This window comes from Paracoccus niistensis (assembly GCF_042432925.1).
Classification (GTDB): domain Bacteria; phylum Pseudomonadota; class Alphaproteobacteria; order Rhodobacterales; family Rhodobacteraceae; genus Paracoccus; species Paracoccus niistensis.
On sequence record NZ_JBHLWE010000047.1, the window covers coordinates 1 to 19,984 of the forward strand.

At 67.2% G+C, this 19,984-nt stretch carries 17 protein-coding genes and 1 pseudogene; 7 read left to right on the forward strand and 11 right to left on the reverse strand.

What is annotated here, in order from left to right; all coding sequences use genetic code 11:
* Positions 1–477 precede the first annotated feature (477 nt).
* The 6 genes and pseudogenes from gfa to ACFFII_RS15215 all read left to right on the forward strand — a co-directional run.
* A pseudogene (gene gfa / locus ACFFII_RS15190) lies at positions 478–1,056 on the forward strand (S-(hydroxymethyl)glutathione synthase); the annotation flags it as partial.
* Between the two features lie 950 nt (positions 1,057–2,006).
* Positions 2,007–2,462, forward strand: coding sequence for a (2Fe-2S)-binding protein (locus tag ACFFII_RS15195; protein ID WP_377699715.1), 456 nt, complete (start codon positions 2,007–2,009; stop codon positions 2,460–2,462).
* A complete protein-coding gene (locus ACFFII_RS15200; protein ID WP_377699716.1) occupies positions 2,462–4,747 on the forward strand; it encodes a xanthine dehydrogenase family protein molybdopterin-binding subunit in 2,286 nt (761 codons plus the stop codon). Before ACFFII_RS15195 ends, ACFFII_RS15200 begins: the two co-directional genes overlap by 1 nt.
* A 9-nt stretch (positions 4,748–4,756) precedes the next feature.
* Entirely contained in the window at positions 4,757–5,182 is a 426-nt protein-coding gene (locus tag ACFFII_RS15205) for a hypothetical protein (RefSeq protein WP_377699717.1), read from the forward strand.
* Positions 5,183–5,545: 363 nt separating this feature from the next.
* Positions 5,546–6,313 (forward strand): TerC family protein, encoded by a 768-nt coding sequence (locus ACFFII_RS15210; RefSeq protein ID WP_377699718.1) that lies wholly within the window; start codon positions 5,546–5,548, stop codon positions 6,311–6,313.
* A 300-nt stretch (positions 6,314–6,613) separates the two neighbouring features.
* Positions 6,614–7,879: an NAD(P)/FAD-dependent oxidoreductase gene (locus ACFFII_RS15215; protein ID WP_377699719.1), complete on the forward strand. Its 1,266-nt coding sequence runs from the start codon at positions 6,614–6,616 to the stop codon at positions 7,877–7,879.
* A 51-nt stretch (positions 7,880–7,930) separates the two neighbouring features.
* Here the strand turns inward: ACFFII_RS15215 and ACFFII_RS15220 are convergent, their stop codons facing one another.
* From ACFFII_RS15220 to ACFFII_RS15260, 9 genes are all read right to left on the reverse strand, one after another.
* A complete protein-coding gene (locus tag ACFFII_RS15220; protein ID WP_377699720.1) occupies positions 7,931–8,275 on the reverse strand; it encodes a RidA family protein in 345 nt (114 codons plus the stop codon).
* A gap of 13 nt (positions 8,276–8,288) precedes the next feature.
* A complete protein-coding gene (locus ACFFII_RS15225) occupies positions 8,289–9,401 on the reverse strand; it encodes an NAD(P)/FAD-dependent oxidoreductase (RefSeq protein ID WP_377699721.1) in 1,113 nt (370 codons plus the stop codon).
* Positions 9,401–10,810, reverse strand: coding sequence for an FAD-dependent oxidoreductase (locus ACFFII_RS15230; protein ID WP_377699722.1), 1,410 nt, complete (start codon positions 10,808–10,810; stop codon positions 9,401–9,403). The genes ACFFII_RS15225 and ACFFII_RS15230 overlap by 1 nt, the downstream gene beginning before the upstream one ends.
* The gene (locus ACFFII_RS15235) at positions 10,807–11,103 is read right to left on the reverse strand and encodes a (2Fe-2S)-binding protein (RefSeq protein ID WP_090756887.1); all 297 of its coding nucleotides are present in this window, start codon (positions 11,101–11,103) and stop codon (positions 10,807–10,809) included. Before ACFFII_RS15235 ends, ACFFII_RS15230 begins: the two co-directional genes overlap by 4 nt.
* Before the next feature lie 5 nt (positions 11,104–11,108).
* Positions 11,109–12,254, reverse strand: a complete 1,146-nt coding sequence (locus tag ACFFII_RS15240) for an NAD(P)/FAD-dependent oxidoreductase (protein WP_377699723.1) — start codon at positions 12,252–12,254, stop codon at positions 11,109–11,111.
* Positions 12,255–12,264: 10 nt separating this feature from the next.
* Positions 12,265–13,071: an ABC transporter permease gene (locus ACFFII_RS15245; RefSeq protein WP_377699724.1), complete on the reverse strand. Its 807-nt coding sequence runs from the start codon at positions 13,069–13,071 to the stop codon at positions 12,265–12,267.
* Complete coding sequence (locus tag ACFFII_RS15250; RefSeq protein ID WP_377699725.1) at positions 13,068–13,934, reverse strand: ABC transporter permease; 867 nt, start codon at positions 13,932–13,934, stop codon at positions 13,068–13,070. The genes ACFFII_RS15245 and ACFFII_RS15250 overlap by 4 nt, the downstream gene beginning before the upstream one ends.
* Positions 13,927–14,958, reverse strand: coding sequence for an ABC transporter ATP-binding protein (locus tag ACFFII_RS15255; RefSeq protein WP_377699726.1), 1,032 nt, complete (start codon positions 14,956–14,958; stop codon positions 13,927–13,929). The genes ACFFII_RS15250 and ACFFII_RS15255 overlap by 8 nt, the downstream gene beginning before the upstream one ends.
* Before the next feature lie 108 nt (positions 14,959–15,066).
* Positions 15,067–16,038, reverse strand: coding sequence for an ABC transporter substrate-binding protein (locus tag ACFFII_RS15260; RefSeq protein WP_377699727.1), 972 nt, complete (start codon positions 16,036–16,038; stop codon positions 15,067–15,069).
* Positions 16,039–16,216: 178 nt separating this feature from the next.
* Between ACFFII_RS15260 and ACFFII_RS15265 the strand changes: the two genes are divergently transcribed.
* Complete coding sequence (locus ACFFII_RS15265) at positions 16,217–17,152, forward strand: LysR substrate-binding domain-containing protein (RefSeq protein WP_377699728.1); 936 nt, start codon at positions 16,217–16,219, stop codon at positions 17,150–17,152.
* A gap of 95 nt (positions 17,153–17,247) precedes the next feature.
* Here the strand turns inward: ACFFII_RS15265 and ACFFII_RS15270 are convergent, their stop codons facing one another.
* Together ACFFII_RS15270 and ACFFII_RS15275 are read right to left on the reverse strand one after the other, a co-directional pair.
* Positions 17,248–17,523: a hypothetical protein gene (locus ACFFII_RS15270; RefSeq protein ID WP_377699729.1), complete on the reverse strand. Its 276-nt coding sequence runs from the start codon at positions 17,521–17,523 to the stop codon at positions 17,248–17,250.
* A 355-nt stretch (positions 17,524–17,878) separates the two neighbouring features.
* Positions 17,879–19,858: a PhoX family protein gene (locus ACFFII_RS15275; protein WP_377699730.1), complete on the reverse strand. Its 1,980-nt coding sequence runs from the start codon at positions 19,856–19,858 to the stop codon at positions 17,879–17,881.
* Positions 19,859–19,984 lie beyond the last annotated feature (126 nt).

Here is a 19,984-nt window from a genome sequence, read left to right on the forward strand (position 1 = left end):
CCGACCACCGTAAACACAAACCGGGCTCCGGTCGCGGCTGGATGAAAGACCCGTGGCAGGTCAGTCGCCTGCCGCAACAGCTGGTCACTCAAGACTGGACAGTTGGTCGCGGCAGTTCTTTACCAGTCCGTTGATCTGGGAACGTAGCTGTACCGCGTCGCGTGAGCGTTTAATGTAGCGCCAGTTCGGATGCGCCGGGGCCGGGCGGGGCACGCCCGTAAGCGCCACGAAACCGGCTTCCGTTCCAACCGTTGACGGCAGGGGTGCGGCAGGGTTGACTGGTCCGCTTGACTGCCGCCAGGCACCGGGTGCCGCACTGGCCCGGTCCATGGGATTAGCGTCTCTTTTCGTCATCCACCCGCCCTCCTGCGCTGCACAGCGCCATTTTTAGAACTTTCATCTGCCACTTTCTGGTAGCTTACCAATACCTGCGACCTGGCAGAACCTGGGGAAATCCAGTCATTGGAGGGGAGGACCATGGCAACCACACAGCGCGTGCGCATTCATCCTGCAGTCGACAATGGCGTGAAGCAGGGCAATCCGGAATTTTCCGGAGGCGTTCTGACCTGCCATTGCACGAATAGACCGGTGAAGATTCGTGTGGGTGCGCAGACTGCCCATAACCATGTCTGTGGCTGCACCAAGTGCTGGAAGCCGGAGGGTGCGATCTTCAGCCAGGTGGCCGTCGTCTCGCGCGACGCGATCAAGGTCTTGGAGAATGGCGACAAGCTGCAGATCGTCGACAAGGACGCGGTCATCCAGCGCTATGCCTGCCGCGACTGCGGCGTGCACATGTATGGCCGGATCGAGAACAGGGACCATCCGTTCTACGGGTTGGACTTCGTCCACACCGAACTGTCGGAAGACGAAGGGTGGTCTGCGCCGGAATTCGCAGCCTTTGTCAGTTCGGTCATCGAGGCTGGCGTCAATCCAGACCGGATGGATGCCATCCGGGCGCGGCTGCGTGAGCTCGGGCTACCTCCCTATGACACATTGTCACCGCCGCTGATGGACGCCATCGCGACCCATGCAGCCAATCGTCAGGCAAAGCCTGCGCCCGCGGCGGCAAGGCAGAACGCATCCCCAGCGCCCGCTGAAGCAGCACCAAAGGTATCCCCCGTGCCGCAGCGGGGTTCAGCCCCAACGCCACCTGCAAGGGAAGGCAGATCTATGATCAGCCGGCTGATGAACAGGCTTTTAGGACGGTAGTCGGCACCAGGTGGTCAGTCTCTCCTGGTGACGTTCCCCACAGCCGCCTGCCCGCCGTTCTTGACGTTGACGCGCTCGACGCGGACGGGCTGCTGTCCCTTGCTGCGATAGCGCTTCAGACTGCCCATTTGCGCGCTGTAGTCGCGCGCCTACAACACTATGTTGCGGATAAAACATGACACTGGCAGGACTCACTCTCCGCCAGATCTCCTCTTCAGTTTCAGCTTCACCCGTTGTTCTAAGCTGATCTGTCTGCATGTGGCCCGCGCTCTGTTCAGCATTCGCTGCACACAGGCTACATTCACCTCCGCAAGAGGGTGATACATCCTGGCGGTCAAGGTGCGAGGCTCGGGCGGCAAGCTGTCGCTCTGCAGCCGGGTCTCTGTGTGACATCACGTTATCAACCCTCGCAAGTTCGTCCAGATGGTCTTGCAGGCTTACAGCCAGCTTGCCTGAGCAAAAGGCGGACGCCGTTCTGTCCGAAATGATCGAGGCTCGGGAAGCTTGCGGCAGCACTACGGATGCGCAGGGCAGCCTGCCGCGGCAGGTGCCGATGGGCTTTCTCTCCGCAACCGCTCTCGCCGAGGGTCCAGGAACCTGCCGTCAGAGCGAAGCGGTTCGACGGAACAGGGACCCGGCAGAAGGGCCGCCAACTCCGATTCTGAACGTGGAACATCTTGTCGCCTGCGGCGTTGCAGTGGGTTGCTTGATGTTCTTGCCAGGCGAAGCCAGTGGCGGGATGCCCGGCACGGACTGACTGGATCAGCCAGTCGCACGAGCCGAAGAGGGAGGGCACCATGGACATCGTGATAAACGGGCAGGCGCGCAGTTTCGAGGGCGATCCTGAAATGCCGCTGCTGTGGTATCTGCGCGACGAACTGGGGCTCACCGGCGCGAAATTCGGCTGTGGCACGGGGCTTTGCGGCGCCTGTGTCGTCCATATCGATGGAATTGCCAGCTTCTCCTGCGTCACCCCGATGTCGGTTGCCGAGGGTACCGAGGTGGTCACCATCGAGGGCCTGTCGCCCGACGGGACTCATCCGGTGCAGGCGGCATGGCGGGAACTGAACGTCGCGCAATGCGGCTATTGCCAGACCGGGCAGATCATGCAGGCCGCAGCGCTTCTGGCAGCGACCCCCGATCCGACCGACGAAGACATCGATGCCGCGATGAGCCAGAACATCTGCCGCTGCGGCACCTATCCCCGCATTCGCGCCGCGATCAAGCGCGCCGCCGGGCAGGAGGTTCGCTGATGACCACTCTGCACAATGTCAGCCGCCGCGCAGTCCTTCTGGGGATGGGAGCAGGCGCACTGGTGCTCTCGCTCGGCCTCCCCTCTGCCGCGCAGGAACCCGAGGAGTCGCTGAAGTTCGGTGCGGACGCCATGCCGCATGGCTGGCGTGACGACCCGCGCATCTTCGTCGTCATCGCTCCCGACGGCACGGTAACAGTCACCGTCCATCGTTCGGAAATGGGGCAAGGGGTCCGCACCTCGATCGCCATGGCCGTCGCCGATGAGCTCGAAGCGGATTGGAGCCGGGTGCGCGTTGCCCAAGCGCCGGGGGACGAGCCGACCTTCGGCAACCAGGATACCGACGGCTCGCGCAGCCTGCGGCACTTCTTCGAGCCGATGCGCCGCGCCGGTGCCGCCGCGCGCCAGATGCTGCGCGAGGCCGCGGCCGCGGAATGGGGCGTGCCGGTGGACGAGGTCACGGCCGAGAACCATGTCCTCAGCCATGCCGCCTCGGGCAAGCAGGCCGGCTATGGCGACATGGCCGCGCGTGCGGCCGAGGGCGAGATCCCGGCGCGCGAGACGCTGGTGCTGAAATCGCCGGACAAGTTCCGCTACATTGGCCGCACCGATGTCGGGCTGATCGACAATCCCGGCATCGTCACCGGCACCGCCATCTACGGCATGGACGCGAAGGCCGAAGGGATGCTGTTCGCGGTTGTGGCGCGGCCTCCGGTCCTGGGCGGCCGTGTCGTCAGCCATGATGCCGAGGCAGCCATGAAGGTGCCCGGCGTGCAGCGCGTCGTGAGGATCGACCCGCCGCCGCAGCCCTCCGAGTTCCAGCCGCTGGGCGGCGTGGCCGTGATCGCCACCAACACCTGGGCCGCCATGCGGGGGCGCGATGCGCTGAACATCCAGTGGGAGGACGGGCCCCACGGCGCCTATGACAGCGAGGCCTTCAAGGCCGAGCTTGAGCAGGCCGCCCGCAGCACCGACGGAACCGTCGTGCGCAACCAGGGCGATGCCCTTGCGGCGTTGCAGCAGGCGCAGCGCAAGGTCGAGGCGGAATACTACATCCCCCATCTCGCGCAGGCGCCGATGGAACCTCCGGCGGCGCTGGCCATGATCCGCGACGGGCGCTGCGAGGTCTGGGCCTGCGTGCAGGCGCCGCAGGTGACGCGCGTGCGCGTCGCCGAGAAGCTGGGCCTGCCGCCCGAGGCCGTCACCGTGCACGTCACCCTGCTGGGCGGCGGCTTCGGCCGCAAGTCCAAGCCCGACTTCGCGATCGAGGCCGCCCTTCTCAGCCGCGAGATGGACGGCGCGCCGGTCAAGGTGGTCTGGACCCGCGACGACGACCTGCATCACAGCTTCTATCACACCGTTTCGGTCGAGCGGCTGGAAACGGCGCTGGATGACAGCGGCCGTCCCGTCGCCTGGCTTCACCGCACGGCGGCGCCGACCATCGGGTCGATCTTCGCGCCCGATCCCATGCAGAAGCTGCCCTTGGAGCTGGGCATGGGCCTGACGAACATGCCCTTGGACATTCCCAACGTACGGGCCGAGAATCCCAATGCGCAGGCGCATACGCGGATCGGCTGGTACCGCTCGGTCTCGAACATCCCGCATGCCTTTGCGATCCAGTCCTTCATCGCCGAACTGGCGCATGAGGCAGGGCGCGACCACCGCGACTACCTGCTCGACGTGATCGGGCCCGCCCGCAAGATCGACCCGACCGAGCTTGGCGACGTCTGGAACTATGGCGAGGACCCGGCACGCTATCCGGTTGATACCGGCCGACTGCGCCGGGTGATCGAGACCGCCACCGAGGCGGCCGGCTGGGGCCGCGAGATGCCCGCGCGGCGCGGGCTGGGGCTTGCCGCGCATTACAGCTTCGTCAGCTATGTCGCCGTGGTGGCCGAGGTCGAGGTGGACGAGGCCGGCAGCGTCCGCATCCCCGCGGCCCATATCGCCATCGACTGCGGCCCGCATGTGAACCCCGACCGCATCCGGTCCCAGATGGAAGGCGCGGTGATCATGGGCTCGGGTCAGGCGCTGATGTCGCAGATCACCTTCGCGCAGGGCCGGGCACAGCAGAACAACTTCGACACCTACCCGGTGCCCCGCATGGATACCGCCCCGCGCGAGATCCATGTGCATCTTGTCGGGGGCGAGGATTACGGCCAGCCGCTCGGCGGCGTGGGAGAGCCCGGCCTGCCGCCGGTCACGCCCGCCATCATCAACGCCATCTTCGCCGCCACGGGCCAGCGGATCCGCCGCCTGCCGGTCGGCAACCAGCTGAGCAGCTAGGAGAGTGACATGATCCGCTTCCGTCTAGCCCTGAGCGCCGCTTTCGTCGCTGCATCGACAACCTTGGCCGCAGCCGATTGCGCCGACCATCTGGCCCTCATGGACGAGGTGCTGGACCAGGCATCCCGGGAATCCATCGCCGCATCCTCGGGCGGCCAAGGGGTCGCGGGCGCGCGCGAGGCGCGTGCCATGACCGGCACCGAAGCGCCCGGCAACGACGAGACCGCGACCGACACGCCCCCGGATGAACCCCAGCCGACGCAGGCGGCGGGCCATGCGCCCGTCGCCGAGGCAGGCGACAGGGTGCAGCAACTGCGTGCCAAGGTCGATGAGGCGCGTGCCTTGGCAGGTCAGGATGACGCTGCCTGCCGCGAGACCCTGGTAACGGGCTTGCGCGACCTGCTCTCGGGCGAGGAGGAGCAGCCGGGGTCGTGATCCCGAAGGGTCGGCAGACGACCGGAGATCGCGCTGGTTCTTCCGCGCGATCTTTCCCGTGCCGGTGGGACGGTCGCTGCATCGCGCCGATCGGCGGGTCCCCCCACAATCCTGAACCGCATCCGCAAACTTGCCTAAAGCTGGTGAACCCGGCTGGTGGAACGCCTTGTCGCGGAAGGTCGGACCCTTTCGCCAGCCTGAACGAAGAAGCGGCCATGGTGCCAGCGATCCACTGATCCGCTCCGATCTTCGATGGCGTCCCGGACAGGGAGGTGTCATCTGGCCTTGCCGGCACCCTTGTGCCGTTTCGGAACGATATGTCGCCAGCGGCAATTGTCGAGTTGTCCCTGAAGGAGAAGCCCCATGCCCGAACTCAGTTTCGATTTCCTGTTCACGGCCGAGGGCTGGATCGCGATGGCCGCGCTGATCGCGATGGAGGTCGTGCTCGGGATCGACAACCTGATCTTCATCTCGATCCTGACCAACAAGCTGCCGGCGGAACACCGGGCAAGGGCCCGCAGGCTGGGAATCGGGGCCGCGCTGATCATGCGGCTGATCCTGCTGGCGACCATCGCCTGGATCGTGGGAATGACAACGCCGGTCTTCACGGCCTTCGGGCATGCCTTCTCGTGGCGCGACCTGATCCTGATCGCGGGCGGCCTCTTCCTGGTCTGGAAGGCCACGAAGGAAATCCACCACACCGTCGATCCAGTCGATCACAAGGACAACGTCGTGGGTGGCGCCGTCAGCGCCTCGCTGGGCGGTGCCATCTTCCAGATCCTGCTGCTGGATCTGGTCTTCTCGGTGGACTCGATCATCACCGCCGTCGGCATGACCGACCATCTCGCGATCATGTATATCGCGGTCCTTGTCTCGATCACCGTGATGCTGGTCGCGGCCACTCCGCTTGCCAACTTCATCGAAAGAAACCCGACGATTGTGATGCTGGCGCTCAGCTTCCTGCTGATGATCGGTATGTCCCTGATCGCAGACGGCATGGGGTTCCATGTGCCCAAGGGCTACATCTATGCCGCGATGGGCTTCTCGGCCTTTGTCGAGGGACTCAACATCATTGCCCGGCGCAAGAGCGCCGGCGCGGCAGAAGTGGCTGAAGCGGAGGATCGCGCCTAAGGCGACCGGAGAGCCGACCGCCCCTGGTGGCCGCCGGCGCATCCTTTCGGGCGCAGTTCTGGCACCGTCCGGTCTGAGTGCACGGGCAGGCGTCGGGCGGCCTGTTGTGCTGCTGCCGCAAGCCGGGAAACGTCGTTCCCCGGTGCCGTCCCGACACACGCGCATGATCGCTCCCTTTTCTGAAGAATGGGCGACGAGGCAGCAGCGCGGGTCTGGCAAGGTTGCCATTCAGACCCTCGCGACAACGCCGCTCGGCTTTGCTAGGAACCCCCAACCGGAGGCAACGCAGGGAGAGCCGACATGAAGGCGGATGTGGCAGTCATCGGCGCTGGCGCGATCGGCGCCCAGACGGCGGTGCAACTGGTCGAGGGTGGCCTGGACGTCGTGCTGATCGAGCCGGGGACGGCAGGGGCGGATCATGCGGCGAGCTATGGCAACGCGGCCTGGCTGTCGTCGCATTCGGTCATCCCACCGGCGACACCCGGCGTCTGGAAGCAGGTTCCCGGATGGATCGCCGATCCGCTTGGGCCGCTGGCGGTGCGTCCGCTGTATCTGCCCAGGTCGGCGGGGTGGCTTTGGCGTTATCTTGCCTCGGCCTCGACCGCAGCCAAGGTCGCGGCAATCGCCCGCAATCTCCGGGCTCTGCTGATCGATGCCCCGCGCCTGCATGCGGAAGTCGCCGAGCGGGCAGGGCTGTCCCATCTGATCAATGCGACCAGCGGGTTGATGCATGTGTGGCGCGATCGGGACGCCTTCGAAGGTGACGCCTTCGGGTGGAAGATCCGCCGCGAGGTCGGCGTGGAATGGCGCGAACTCAACGGCGAGGAGATCGCCGCTATGCAGCCGGAACTCTCAAGGGATTACCGCTTCGGCCTGTTTGTCCCGGAAGCGGGCCATTGCCGCAATCCCGGGGCCTATGTCGCCGGGCTGGTGAACCATGCGGAACGCAAGGGCCTGCGCCGGATCAAGGCGCGCGCCTTGGGTTTCACGCAGTCGGGCGGCCGGCTGACCGGCGTACGGACCTCGGACGGGACGGTCGCCTGCGGAGCCGCCGTGATCGCGGCCGGTGCCCGGTCCCGCCCGCTCGCCGCGCTGGCCGGAGACAAGGTGCCGCTGGAAAGTGAACGCGGATACCACGTCACCGTCGAGGGCGACGTGCCGGGGCCGGAGATCCCTGTCATGGTGGGGGATCGCAAGGTGATCGTGACCCGGTTGGCGCAGGGCGTCCGCTGCGCCGGGCAGGTCGAGATCGGCGGCCTCGAGGCGGCGCCGGACTGGCGGCGGGCCGAGATCCTGCGCAGGCATCTGGCCGAGATCGTGCCGTCACTGGACACCACAAGGGCGAAGGTCTGGATGGGGCATCGCCCCTCGACCCCGGACGGAATGCCGGTCATCGGGGCCGCCTCGGGGATCGGGGGCGTGATCCATGCCTTCGGCCATGGACATGTGGGGCTGGTCGGCTCGGCCCGCACGGGGCGGTTGGCGGCCCAGCTGGCCACGGGCGAAACGCCCGAGATCGACGTCGCCCCCTTCAGCGCCCGCCGCTTTTCCCGCCGGGCAGCCTGAACGGCAAGCGGCCCGGCATGACGCCGGGCCGCTCACCCAAGTCCTTGCGGATCAGACCTGCGCGGTCGTCACGACCTCGATCATCGCGCCGCCCCCAAGATCGCTGACCCCGACGGTCGCGCGCGCGGGCAGGTCGTCCCCGAAGACCTCGGTCCAGACAGCGTCCATTTCCTTCTTCTTCGACAGGTCGGTGACGAAGATCGTGGCCGAGACCACCCGGTCCAGCCCCGAGCCGGCCTGTTCCAGGTACTCGCCGATCTTCTTGAGGATGTTGCGGGTCTGGTCCGCCATCGGGGCGCTGGTGTCATCGGCCACGCAGCCGCCGATGAACACGAGATTTCCGGCGGTCACGGCGCGGTGCATGATGGGGGTGCGGATGTCGCGTTTGATTGCCATTGGAATCCCTTTCCTATGCGGCATTGAACCGGGCCATGGACAGGCCCGAGATGTCGACGGGCGTGCGCCCCTCGGTGACAAGCTCGGCCATGACCGCGCCTGCGGCCGGGCCAAGCTGGAACCCGTGCAGCGAGAAGCCGCATTGATAGAACAGCCCCCTGTGGCGGAGGCTCGGCCCGACGATGGGCAGGTCGTCCGCAAGCTTGCCCTCGATCCCGGCCCAGGCGCGGACGATGGTGGCGCTGCGCATGACCGGGAACAGCTCGGACACGGTGCGGGCGCTGATCTGCAGCTTGCGCCAGTCCAGCACGGTGCTGTTCGTGTCGATGTCGGCCTGCCCCAGGTGGCCGCCGCCGATCAGCAGCGTCCCGTTCGGGAACTGCTTGAAGGACAGGATGCGCGAGCGGAGGATCACCACGGGGTCGATGAAGCGGGGCACGCGCGAGGTGATCATCAGCATCGGCGCGACCGGCACCAGCGGGATCGGCTCGCCAAGATGGGCGGCGATGCGGCCCGACCAGGCCCCGGCGGCGATCACCAGCCTTGGCGCGGCAAAGCTCTCGCCGCCCGCGTCCACGTGCCACAGACCGTTCTCGAACCGGGGAAGACCGGCGGCGACGCCCTCGCGGATGTCGGCCCCGAGAGAGGCGGCCTTGCGGCGATAGGCCGTGGTCGCCCGGGCGGGCTGGGCCGCGCCGTCGCGGCGCGAGATGATGCCCCCGGTGCAGGTGTCGGCGACGGCTGGCAGGATCCTGCGGACCTCGGCCGCGTCCAGCAGTTCCTCGTGCGTGAAGCCCAGCCGGTTCAGCTCGGCCACCCGCGCCTTGCAGGTCTCGAAATCGGCGGCGGATTCCGCCACCAGCACCTGCCCGTGGCAGTCCAGCGCGCAGTCATCGTCGATGAGATCACCGATGCGTTCCCAGATCGACATCGAGCGCAGCGACAGCGGGATCTCGGCCACATGGCGCGACAGCATCCGCACGCCCCCGGCATTGACGCCCGAGGCATGGCGGCCGGCATAGTCCTTTTCGAACAGCGTGACCGACGCCCCCGCATGGCGCAGGTTCAGCGCCGTCGCGCAGCCGTGGATGCCGCCGCCGATGATCAGGACATCGCGCAGGATCATCAGCGCACCACCGCCTTGACCGCTGCCGGCTCCTGCGGAAGGTCGGCCAGTTCGCTCAGCGTCAGGGGCTTCACGGGGGCGCGCAGGCGATAATAGCCGATCTGCTCGGGCGTCGTGCCGCGCGCCCTGGCCATCAACTCGGTTACCGTCAGCCCGCAGAGGCGGCCCTGGCACGGCCCCATTCCGGTGCGCAGATAGGCCTTGAGCTGGTTCGGCCCGGATGCGCCGATCTCGACCGCGGAAAGGATGTCGCGTGCGCGCACCTCCTCGCAGCGGCAGACGACCGTGTCGCCCTCGGGGATGCGGAACTGCTCGGCCGGCCTGTAGAGCAGGTCGAGGAACTCGCGCCCGCGATTGGCCCTGGCAAGCTCGGCCCGCGCGGCCGAAAGGCCGCTGGCCGGGGCCTTGCGCCCCATCGCCGCCAGCGCGGCACGGGCGGCGACCCGGCCACGGGCAAGCGCCACGCCGACCCCGCCGATGCCCGCCCCGTCGCCCGCGATGTAAAGACCGGGCACCGTCGATTGCCCGTCCTCGTCCAGGCGGGGACGCCAGCAGAGCTGCTGCTTGTCCCAGTCATGCGCCGCGCCCACCGACATGGCGAGGTTGACGTTCGGCACGACACCCTGGTGCAGCAGCAGAAGGCGGCTGGCCATCTCGCCCCGCTTGCCCCTGGCGGTTTCCCATGTGACCCGGTCAAGCTGGCCCTCGCCATGCGCCTCGATGCGGGTGACGTGCTTGACGATGCGGACCTTGGACCGCACCTCGGCCAGCATCTTCAGGCCCTTGCGGAAATAGGGCGTGGTCAGGAAGCCGAAGGCCTTGGGCAGCGCCGCGGCCAGCTGCCCCTTGGGCGTCGTGTCCAGCATTACGTCGATGCGCCCGCCCATCCGCAGGATCTGCCCGGCCAGCAGCCAGAACAGCGGTCCCTGTCCGGCGATCACCGTGGGCTCGCTGGGGACCAGCCCCGAGGATTTCAGCATGGTCTGCGCCGCGCCCGCCGTCATCACGCCGGGCAGCGTCCAGCCGGGGATCGGGAAGGGCCGTTCCATCGCGCCCGTGGCGACCACGATCCTGCCGGCCTGCACGATCCGCGAGGACCCGCCATGCGAGACGCCGACCTGCAGCGATGGATCGATGCTCCAGACGGTCGCGCGCTGGATGACCTCGGCGCCGCTGGCGCGCAGCTTCTGCAGCTCGGCCTCACCGTCCCAGTAGTCCTTGCCCAGCATCTCGCGGTTGGTCAGGGGGGTGGTGGTCAGGCCGCGCCAGACCTGTCCGCCGGGCCCGGCGTTCTCGTCCAGCAGCAGGGTCGAGGCGCCCGCCGCCGCCGCGGCAGCCGCGGCCGCGATGCCCGCCGGTCCCGCGCCGACGACGACCAGGTCGTAGCTGTCCGAATGCAACACGCTCATTTCCCAAGCTCTCTCTTGCCGCGCTGGATTTCGACCTGCATCCCCGGCTCGACCGGGATCAGGCAGCCCTGCCGGTTGCCGACGCCGTTGATGGTGACGAGGCACTCGAAGCAGACGCCCATCATGCAATAGGGCAGCCGCGGCACACCCGAGACGGCGCTGTCGCGCCGCACGTCCAGCCCCGAGGCCAGCAGCGCCGCCGCCACCGTGTCGCCCCGGCGGGCCTGCACGCTCTGCCCGTCCACGAAGATCTCCAGCGTCGGCCGCTGGTCGGCGGGAATATGTGAGAACATCGGTGTCATACGGCATCGTCCGCGTTGAGCAGGGTTTGGGGGGCATCGGCGAAGCGCCGGGCCGAGAAGGAGGCGGGCGCCCCGCCGAGGCCGCCGTCCCGGATGCGGGGCGCCAGCTCGAGCGCGTGCATCGAGGCCAGCGTCACGCCGGAATGGCAGCAGGCGACAAAGGCGCCCGGCGCGCTGGCCGACTGGTCGTAGATGGGGAAGCCGTCGCGGGTCATCACCCGGATGCCCGACCAGGTCCGCACGACGTTCAGCCGGTTCAGCAGCGGGAAGGTGCGGCGGGCGCGGTCGGCCATCACGGTAGTGACGGGCACGCGGGTTTCCCGGTCGTCCAGCATCTCTTCCTTGCTGTCCCCGATCATCACCGTGCCCTCGTCGGTCTGGCGCAGGGTGCCCAGCGGATAGTGCAGGAAGGGCTTGACACGTTCGGTCACGATGATCTGGCCGCGCGTCGGCATCATCGGCGCGAAAAGGCCGACCTGCGGGGCAAGCCGCTCGTTGCCGTTGCCTGCCGCCAGCACGACCTTCGCGGCCTCGATCCGTCCGCCCGAGGTGTGCAGGACAAAGCCCCCGCCCGACTGCGGCTCGATCCGGTCCACGTCATGGCTGGCGCGGTAATCGGCGCCGAAATCGCGCAGCCCCGCGTGGAAGGCGCGAAAGGTGCGCAATGAGTTCACATGCCCATCGTGGGGACTGTAGCTGGCGCCGGCGACATCCGGGCCGATCTCGGGCAGCGCTTTTTCAAGCTCGCTGCGATCGACCATTCCCAAGCCGTAGTCGTTCGGCGCGCCCTGTGCATACATCTGCTCGATAAGCTGCCTGCGCGCGTCCAGTTCGGCCTCGCTCAGGCAGATGTGGAAGCCGCCCGGACGCTGGTAGTGGACATCGAGTCCGGTCTGCTCGCGCAGCGCCTTGGCCAGCGCGGGCCACTGGCGCGAGGCCTCGACCGACCAGCGGGCATAGGGGGGCAGGCCGAGGCCCTTTCCCTGAACCCAGACCAGCGCGAAGTTCGCGCGGCTGGCCCGGCGGGCGGCATCGCCCTCGTCCAGGACGATGACCTTCTGGCCGAGGCGCGCCAGTCCCCAGGCGATGGACGCACCAAGCAACCCGCCACCGACGACGGCGACATCATGAACTCGAGACATCTGCGTGTACCTATGAGTTGCGGTCGCTGTGACCGGACAGGACGGCGTCCAGGCCATAGAGCCGGTCGAGGATGATCAGCACGGCCATGGTGATGGCGATCACGACGGCCGAGACCGAGGTGACGAGCGGGTCGATGTTGTCCTGCACGTAAAGGAACATCCGCACCGGCAGCGTCTCGGTTCCGGGCGCGGCCAGGAAGACCGTCATCGTCACCTCGTCGAAGGACTGGATGAAGGACAGCGCCCAGCCGCTGATGACGCCCGGCAGGATCAGCGGCAGGGTCACCCGGCGGAACAGCTTGAAGTTGCTGGCCCCCAGCGAGATCGCCGCGGATTCGATCGAGCGGTCCATGCCCGTGGCCGCCGACAGCGTCAGCCGCAGCGCGAAGGGGAACACCACCACGACATGGGCGATGATCAGCGCCGTCATGGTTCCCGAGATCCCGCCCTGCGTGAAGAAGCGCAGGAAGGCGATGCCAAGGACCACATGCGGGATCATCAGGGGCGACAGGAAGAAGGCCGACAGCGCGCCCTTGCCCGGAAAGGCATAGCGGCTGAAGGCCAGCGCCGCAGGCACCGCCAGGATCACGGCGATGGTCGAGGAGACCGCCCCCAGGTAGACCGAGGTCCAGAAGGCGCGGATGAACTCGGGGTAATCCGCGATCGCCCTGAACCAGCGCAGCGACAGGCCCTTGGTCGGAAGCGACAGGAAGCCTTCCGGGGTGAACGCCACCACGCAGACCACCAGGATCGGCGCGACCATGAAGATCACGAAAACCGTGTGGAAGGCCAGGGCGAGGAAACCGTTCTTCTTCATCTGAACACCTCGGCATAGCGACGCTCGACCAGCGCGTTCGAGGCCACGATGATCAGGACGATCCCGATCAGCAGCAGCACCGCCACGGCCGCGCCGAGCGGCCAGTCCAGCGTGTTGAGAAACTCGTCATAGGCCAGCGTCGAGGCGACCTTGAGCCGCCGCCCGCCGATGATGGCCGGGGTGGCGAAGGCCGAGGCGCTGAGCGCGAAGACGATGATCGACCCCGACAGGATGCCGGGCATGATCTGCGGCAGCAGCACGCGCCGGACCACGGTGAACTGGCTGGCCCCCAGCGAACGGGCCGCGTTTTCGACCTGCGGGTCCAGCCGCTGCAGCGAGGCCCAGACCGACAGCACCATGAAGGGCATCATCACATGGGCCAGCGCGATCACGACGCCGGTTTCGGTGAACATGAAGGGCAGGGGCGCGTCGATCAGGCCGATCCCCATCAGGAACTGGTTGGCGACCCCGTTGTTGCCGCCGAACAGCAGCGCCCAGCCCAGCGTCCGGGCCACGACCGACATCAGAAGGGGGCCGAGGATGACCAGCATGAACAGGCCCCGCCAGCGCGGGTTCATGCGCTTGAGGATATACGCCTCGGGGGCGCCGAACAGCGCCGCAAGTAGTGTGGCAAGGAACGAGATGCGCAGCGTGCGCAGGAAGATCTCGCCGAAATAGGGGTCGGTGAAGACCTCGATCCAGTTCTCGGCCGTGAACTCCTCGACGATGCCCGTGTACTGGCCCCAGCTGTAGAAGGACAGCAGCACCGTCATGATCAGCGGGATCACGAGAACGGCGATGAACAGCAGCGTCGCCGGCAGCAGCAGCGAGGCCACGGCGGCGGGATTGCGCCCCTCAGCCATGGGACAGGCCTTCGCGGCGCAGGCCCATGTCGGCGGGCGACCAGCTCAGGAACACCGCGTCGCCTTCGACCGGCAGCGGCTGGCCGTCGTTCTGGCGCAGCACCAGGACCTCGCCCTGCGCGGTCTGCACCTGATAGGACCAGCAGTTGCCCTGGAACACGCGCGCGGCAACCGTTCCGCGCAGGCCGGTGCTGTCGAAGCGCATCTTCTCGGGACGCAGTGTCACCACCACCGGGCCGTCGGCGCCCGGCACCGCGGCGCGGAACTCGCCCACCGCCAGCGTCCCGCCCCGGATCTCGCCCGACAGCGTGTTGGTCTTGCCGAGGAACGAGGCGACGAAAGAACTGGCCGGATTGTTGTAGGCCTCGACCGGGGTCGCGATCTGCTCGATGCGGCCCTTGCTCATCACCACGACGCGGTTGGACAGCGCCATGGCCTCCTGCTGGTCATGGGTCACGAGGATGGTCGTGGTCCCCAGCCGCCGCTGGATCGACAGAAGCTCGCTCTGCATCTCTTCGCGCATCTTGGCGTCGAGGTTGGACAGCGGCTCGTCAAGCAGCAGGATCTCGGGGCGGATCACCAGCGCCCGGGCCACGGCGACGCGCTGCTGCTGGCCGCCCGACATCCGGCGGGGATAGCGGTCCTCGTAGCCCTTGAGCCCGACCATCGCCAGCGCCTCGCGCACGCGCTCCTCGCGCGAGGCCCGGTCGATGCCGCGCATCTCCAAGCCGAAGGCCACGTTCTCGGCGGCCGTCAGGTGCGGGAACAGCGCATAGCTCTGGAAGACGATCCCGAGGCCCCGCTTGGCTGGCGGCACCGACACGAGGTCGCGCCCGCCTAGGACGATGCGCCCCGAGGTGGGTTCGGTGAAGCCCGCGATCATCTGCAGCGTGGTGGTCTTGCCGCAGCCCGAGGGTCCCAGCAGCGAGATGAACTCGCCCTTCTCGACCGAAAGGTTGAAGTTTTCCAACGCGACGACGTGGCCGTAGGTCTTGCGGAGATCGGATAGTTCAAGGAACGCCATGTCGGCCCTTCCGAAGGGAACCCTTGGACGGTTCGGTTGCGGACTGACAGGGAAGGCAACGTTCGCCTTCCCTGGGCTTTCTGGCCTGCGGCAGCAGGCAGGCGGTGCTTAGCGCTCGACCTCGCGGTTCCAGCGCTTGGTCCAGTCCTCGCGGTTCTGGTTGATGGTCACCCAGTCCGAGTTGTACATCTCGGCGATGCGCTCGCCGGTCGGCATCGTGGCCCTCATCGCCTCGGGGACCTCGACCTGCCTGTGGACCGGGCCATAGCCGTATTCGACCGCCATGGTGCTCTGCACCTCGGGGTCCAGAAGGGCATTGACGAAGGCCGACGCCAGCGACGAGGCGCCTTCCTTGGCCACCGGGCAGGCCGAGGCGAGAAGCGTGACCGCACCTTCCTCGGGATAGACGAAGGCGGCCGGGAAGCCGGTATCCGCCAGCGCCTGCACGCGGGACGAGCCCCAGACGCCCAGCACCGCCTGGCCCGACTGGAACAGCTCGGTCATCTTGCCCGGCGAGGGCTCATAGGCCAGCACGTTGTCGTTCACCTCGTCGATCATCGTGGCGAAACCCGGCTCGATGTCCTTTTCGGAACCGCCGTTCATGCGGGCGAACTGGACCAGCGTGTACAGCCCGTAGGTGTTGTTGATCGGCGGGATGACGACCATGCCCTTGTACTTGGGGTCCTTCAGGTCGTTCCACGAGGTCGGGGGCTCCCACCCCTGCTTCTCGAAATACTCGGTGTTGTAGAACAGGCCGGTCGCGACGATTCCGGTCGCGACGGCCTTGTCCTCGGGATAAAGCGCCTGTTCGAACAGGTTGGCTTTGTCGAGGCCCTCGATCGGCGCGCAGAAGCCAAGCTCGATCGCCTGGTACATGGGGCCGTCATCCAGGATGGCGACGTCGATCTGCTGGTTGCCCTTCTGCGCCTGCAGCTTGGCCAGCGAGTCAGTCGAGTTGCCGGCGACATATTCGATCTTGACGCCGTGCTCCTGCTCGAACGCCGGGATGACCTTGCTGCGCATGATCTGCTCGAAGGTGCCGCCATAGCCCGCGACGTAAAGAGTCGATTGCTGGGCCATCACGCTGCCGGCGGACAGCACTAGAGCGGTGAAGGAAACGGAACAGATGGCTAGCCGCATGGCTTTCTCCCTGATGTGCCGACAGTCTTCTGCTGCCATGGCTGAAGATGAAGGTCGCAGCTTGATGATGTCCAATGCATAATTGACACAGTCGCATGCACGATTGTTATATGCCTGCATGCGCATCAATCATCGCCAGGTCGAAGCCTTCCAGGCCATGATGCAGGTGGGATCGGTCAGTGATGCGGCTGCCCGGCTGGGCATCACCCAGCCCGCGGCAAGCCGCCTGCTGCGCGATCTCGAGCACAACCTGCGGCTGGACCTGTTCGAACGCAGCGGAAACCGGCTGCACCCGACGCCGGCTGCCTATACACTGTTTGCAGAAGTCGAGCGGTCGTTCAGCGGGCTTCAGCGCATTGCCGCTGTGGCCGACAACCTGCGTGAAAAACGGGCAAGAGTGTTGCGGGTCGCCGCGATGCCCGCGCTGACGAACGATCTCCTGCCGCGCTTCACCGGCAGGTTCCTCAAGGCCAATGAGGGCCTCCATGTCGCGCTTTTCGGCGTCATCACCCCGGTCATCCTGGACTGGATGGTCAACAACCAGTGCGACCTAGGGTTCATCGAAAGCAGCACGCCGACATTTTCCCTGCGGACCATCCAGATACCCGCCGTGCCGCGCGTGGCCGTCCTGTACCGGGGCCATCGTCTGGCCGAGAAGGAGGTCATCCACATCACCGATTTCAACGGCGAGGATTTCATTGCCCTGCCCGCAGAGTCGGTGAGCATGCGGCGGATCCGCGCCGTCATGAACGCCCATGGCGTCTCGATCCGCAGCCGCGCCGAAAGCCCGCTTTCGGAGATCGTCTGCGGCATGGTCGCATCGGGCCTGGGCGTGTCGATCTCGGACCCTTTCACGGCAAGGACAGGGGCTCACCGGGATCTTGTGGTTCGTCCCCTGTTGCCCATGATCCCGTTCTCGTTCACGGCCATCCTGCCCTCGAACGACGTCCCGCTTCCCAGCGCCCGCGACTACATCGCCGGGGTCATCAGGGAGGTCCTGGCCGTCCGCGATGCGGCAAGCCCTCAGCCTCAGGACAAGGCGCCGGGCGTGTGATCCGCTCCACCTGTTACCGGTGGATCGTGCCGCCGCGGGCATGAAGGTTCTTGTCGTTCCTCGTCACCCGTGGCCGGTCTCGGCTGGCCGGACGATCACTGCTGCGCGCGCTCGCGGCTGCGCTGCCACTCCAGGTGGCGCAGGATGGGCGAGGTCCGGCTCTGCGCGACGGCAACCTGCGGCATCGCCATCGCGATCTGCAGCGGCATGCACATCATGGTGCCAAGATAAAGGGCGGCTCCTGCGGCCTGCATCGGAAGGGGAGAATGGGCGGCAGGTTCAAGGTCCGCGCGCGCCTGCGAGCCTGCCCCGTATCCGGCATCCACGTCTTCGTGGAACTGAGGCGCTTCGATCTGGTCGTGGTCAAGCATGATGTCCCCCGGCAGTTGCATGAACAGGCAGGGGTTTCGATCCTGCCCGGAAATGGGTCACTTCGTGACCGTCTGTTCATCAACCAGCGCAGACTGCCGGGGTTTCGTGTGATCTGGTCTTCCGGGCTACTGCTTTAGTCTTAGGGCGCCTTCTGGGTCTGCCCCTTGCAGCGGGTCAGCCTTGCCGGAAAGCAGGTCCAGCGTCTCTGTCAATGGCTGCGGGAAAGGGCAGGCGAGGCTGGGCATCCGCCAGAGCTTGCCAGCGTCGCACATCCTCGGGACCCCGGAAGGCGGCCAGAGATCAGCAAGCAGGCTGTCGGAAGGACGGGGCCGACCGGGGCCGGCCCCGGGATCGTCAGGCACTGCCGATCCGGCCGCCGCCTTGGCGGGTGATCGCGACAACGGCCGGGCGGACCGGCATGGCATCGTCGAAGTCGGGCCAGCGGGTGGACAGGTCCTCGTAATACGAAGGCCGCCCGTGGCCCTCCCAGTCCTCGCCGCCGTCGCCGGGATGCTGGACCGCGACGAAGAAGGTCGTCATGTCCTCGGTCGGGCAGGGACCGCAAAGCTCGCCCCCGACCGGAACGCGGTAGAACAGCCGCGAGGTGCCGCGGGCGTCCCCGTCGGTGTCCACCGCCCACAGCCCGTCCGTGCGGCCCGTGTCCGAGGGCGAGTTGCCGTCGGTCGAGACCCACAGCCGCCCCTCGGCATCCACGGCGGCGTTGTCGGGCATCCCGAACCAGCCGTTCGCCGTCGTCTCGGTCGAGAAGGTCGCGCCCACCTCGGCCACCGAGGGATCGCCGCACTGAAGCAGGATTTCCCAGCGGCCGGTGGTGGCGGTGAAGTCCTCGCCCTCCTCGATGATCTCGATGATATGGCCGAAGGCGTTCTTCACGCGCGGGTTGGCGGCGTTCGCCTCCTCGCGCTTGGTGTTGTTGGTCAGCATCACATAGGCGCGGCCGTTCGCGGGGTTGGGCTGGATGTCCTCGGGGCGGTCCATGGGCGTCGCCTCCAGCAGGTCGGCGGCGCGGCGGGTCTCGATCAGCACGTCGGCCTGGGACTGAAAGCCGTTCGCGGCGGTCAGCGGGCCCTGGCCCTGGACCAGCGGCAGCCATTCCAGCGAGCCGTCCTCGTGGAAGCGCGCGACATACAGCGTGCCTTCGTCCAGCAGGTCCATGTTGGCGGCGCGGTCATCGGGGTTGTAGCGGCCCGCCGTCACGAACTTGTAGACATAGTCGAAACGCTCGTCGTCGCCGAGGTAGAAGACGACCCGCCCGTCCTTCGCCACGACGCTTTCCGCGCCCTCGTGCTTGAAGCGGCCCAGCGCCGTGCGCTTCTTCGGGACCGAGTTCGGGTCCATGACATCGACCTCGACGATCCAGCCGAAGCGGTTCGGCTCGTTCGGCTGCTTCGAGACGTCGAAGCGGTCGTGGAACCTGCCCCAGGCATAGGTGGATTCGGGGATGCCCAGGCGCTCGTAGTTGGCGGCCTCGGGGTGGCCCTGGGGCAGTTCGCCCAGGAAATAGCCGTGGATGTTTTCCTCGGCCATGATGTAGGTGCCCCAAGGGGTGATGCCCCCGGCGCAGTTGTTGATCGTGCCGAGCACCTTCGTGCCGGTCGGGTCGTCCGGGGTCTGCATCCGGGCGTGGCCTGCGGCGGGGCCGCGGATCTCCATCGGCGTGTCGGCGGTGATGCGGCGGTTCATCGGGCCGTCCAGCACGACCTCCCACTTGCCGCCCGCGTTCCTGCGGATCTCGACCACGGTGCCGCCATGGGCCGCCATCTCGATGTCCACGCGCGCCCGGTCCGCCTCGGAGACGGTGATCTCGCCGTCCTTCACCGTGACTATGCCGGGGAACATCAGGTGTTCGTTGGTGTATTCGTGGTTGACGCACAGCAGCCCGCGGTCGGCGCTGCCCTCCAGCGGCACGAAGCCCACGAAGTCGTTGTTGTAGCCGAACTGGCGGCGCTGCGCCTCGGCGGTCTGGGCAGTGGGATCGAATTCCGGCGCATCGGGGAACAGCCGGTCGCCCCAGCGCAGCAGGACGTCGGCGTCATAGCCCTCGGCCACGTGGTGGTCGGCATCCACGCCCGCCTCGACCTCGGGGAAGCTGAAGGCCGATCCGGTCTGCGCCTTTGCCTCGGACGCCGCCAGCATCGCCATCGGGCTGACGGTCGCGGCGATGGCCGCCGTCGCCATCGAGCCCTTCAGGAAGCCACGCCGGGAAAAGCGGGCCGCGATGATCTCTCCCATCGTGCGGTTCGCGGTCGGGTTGGTGCCCGGCCCGTCGGCTTCCTCGAGCCGCGTGGTGCGGAATGGGGTCTGGTTCGTCATGGCTGTCTCCTGCGTGAGCGCCTGTCGGCGCGCTCCGTGGCGTCACGCGGTTCTCCGCGTGCCGAGGGGCTTAGGAGGTGATCGTGAAGATCAGGTGACAGATCCGAGGGATTGCGGGGCGGGTCT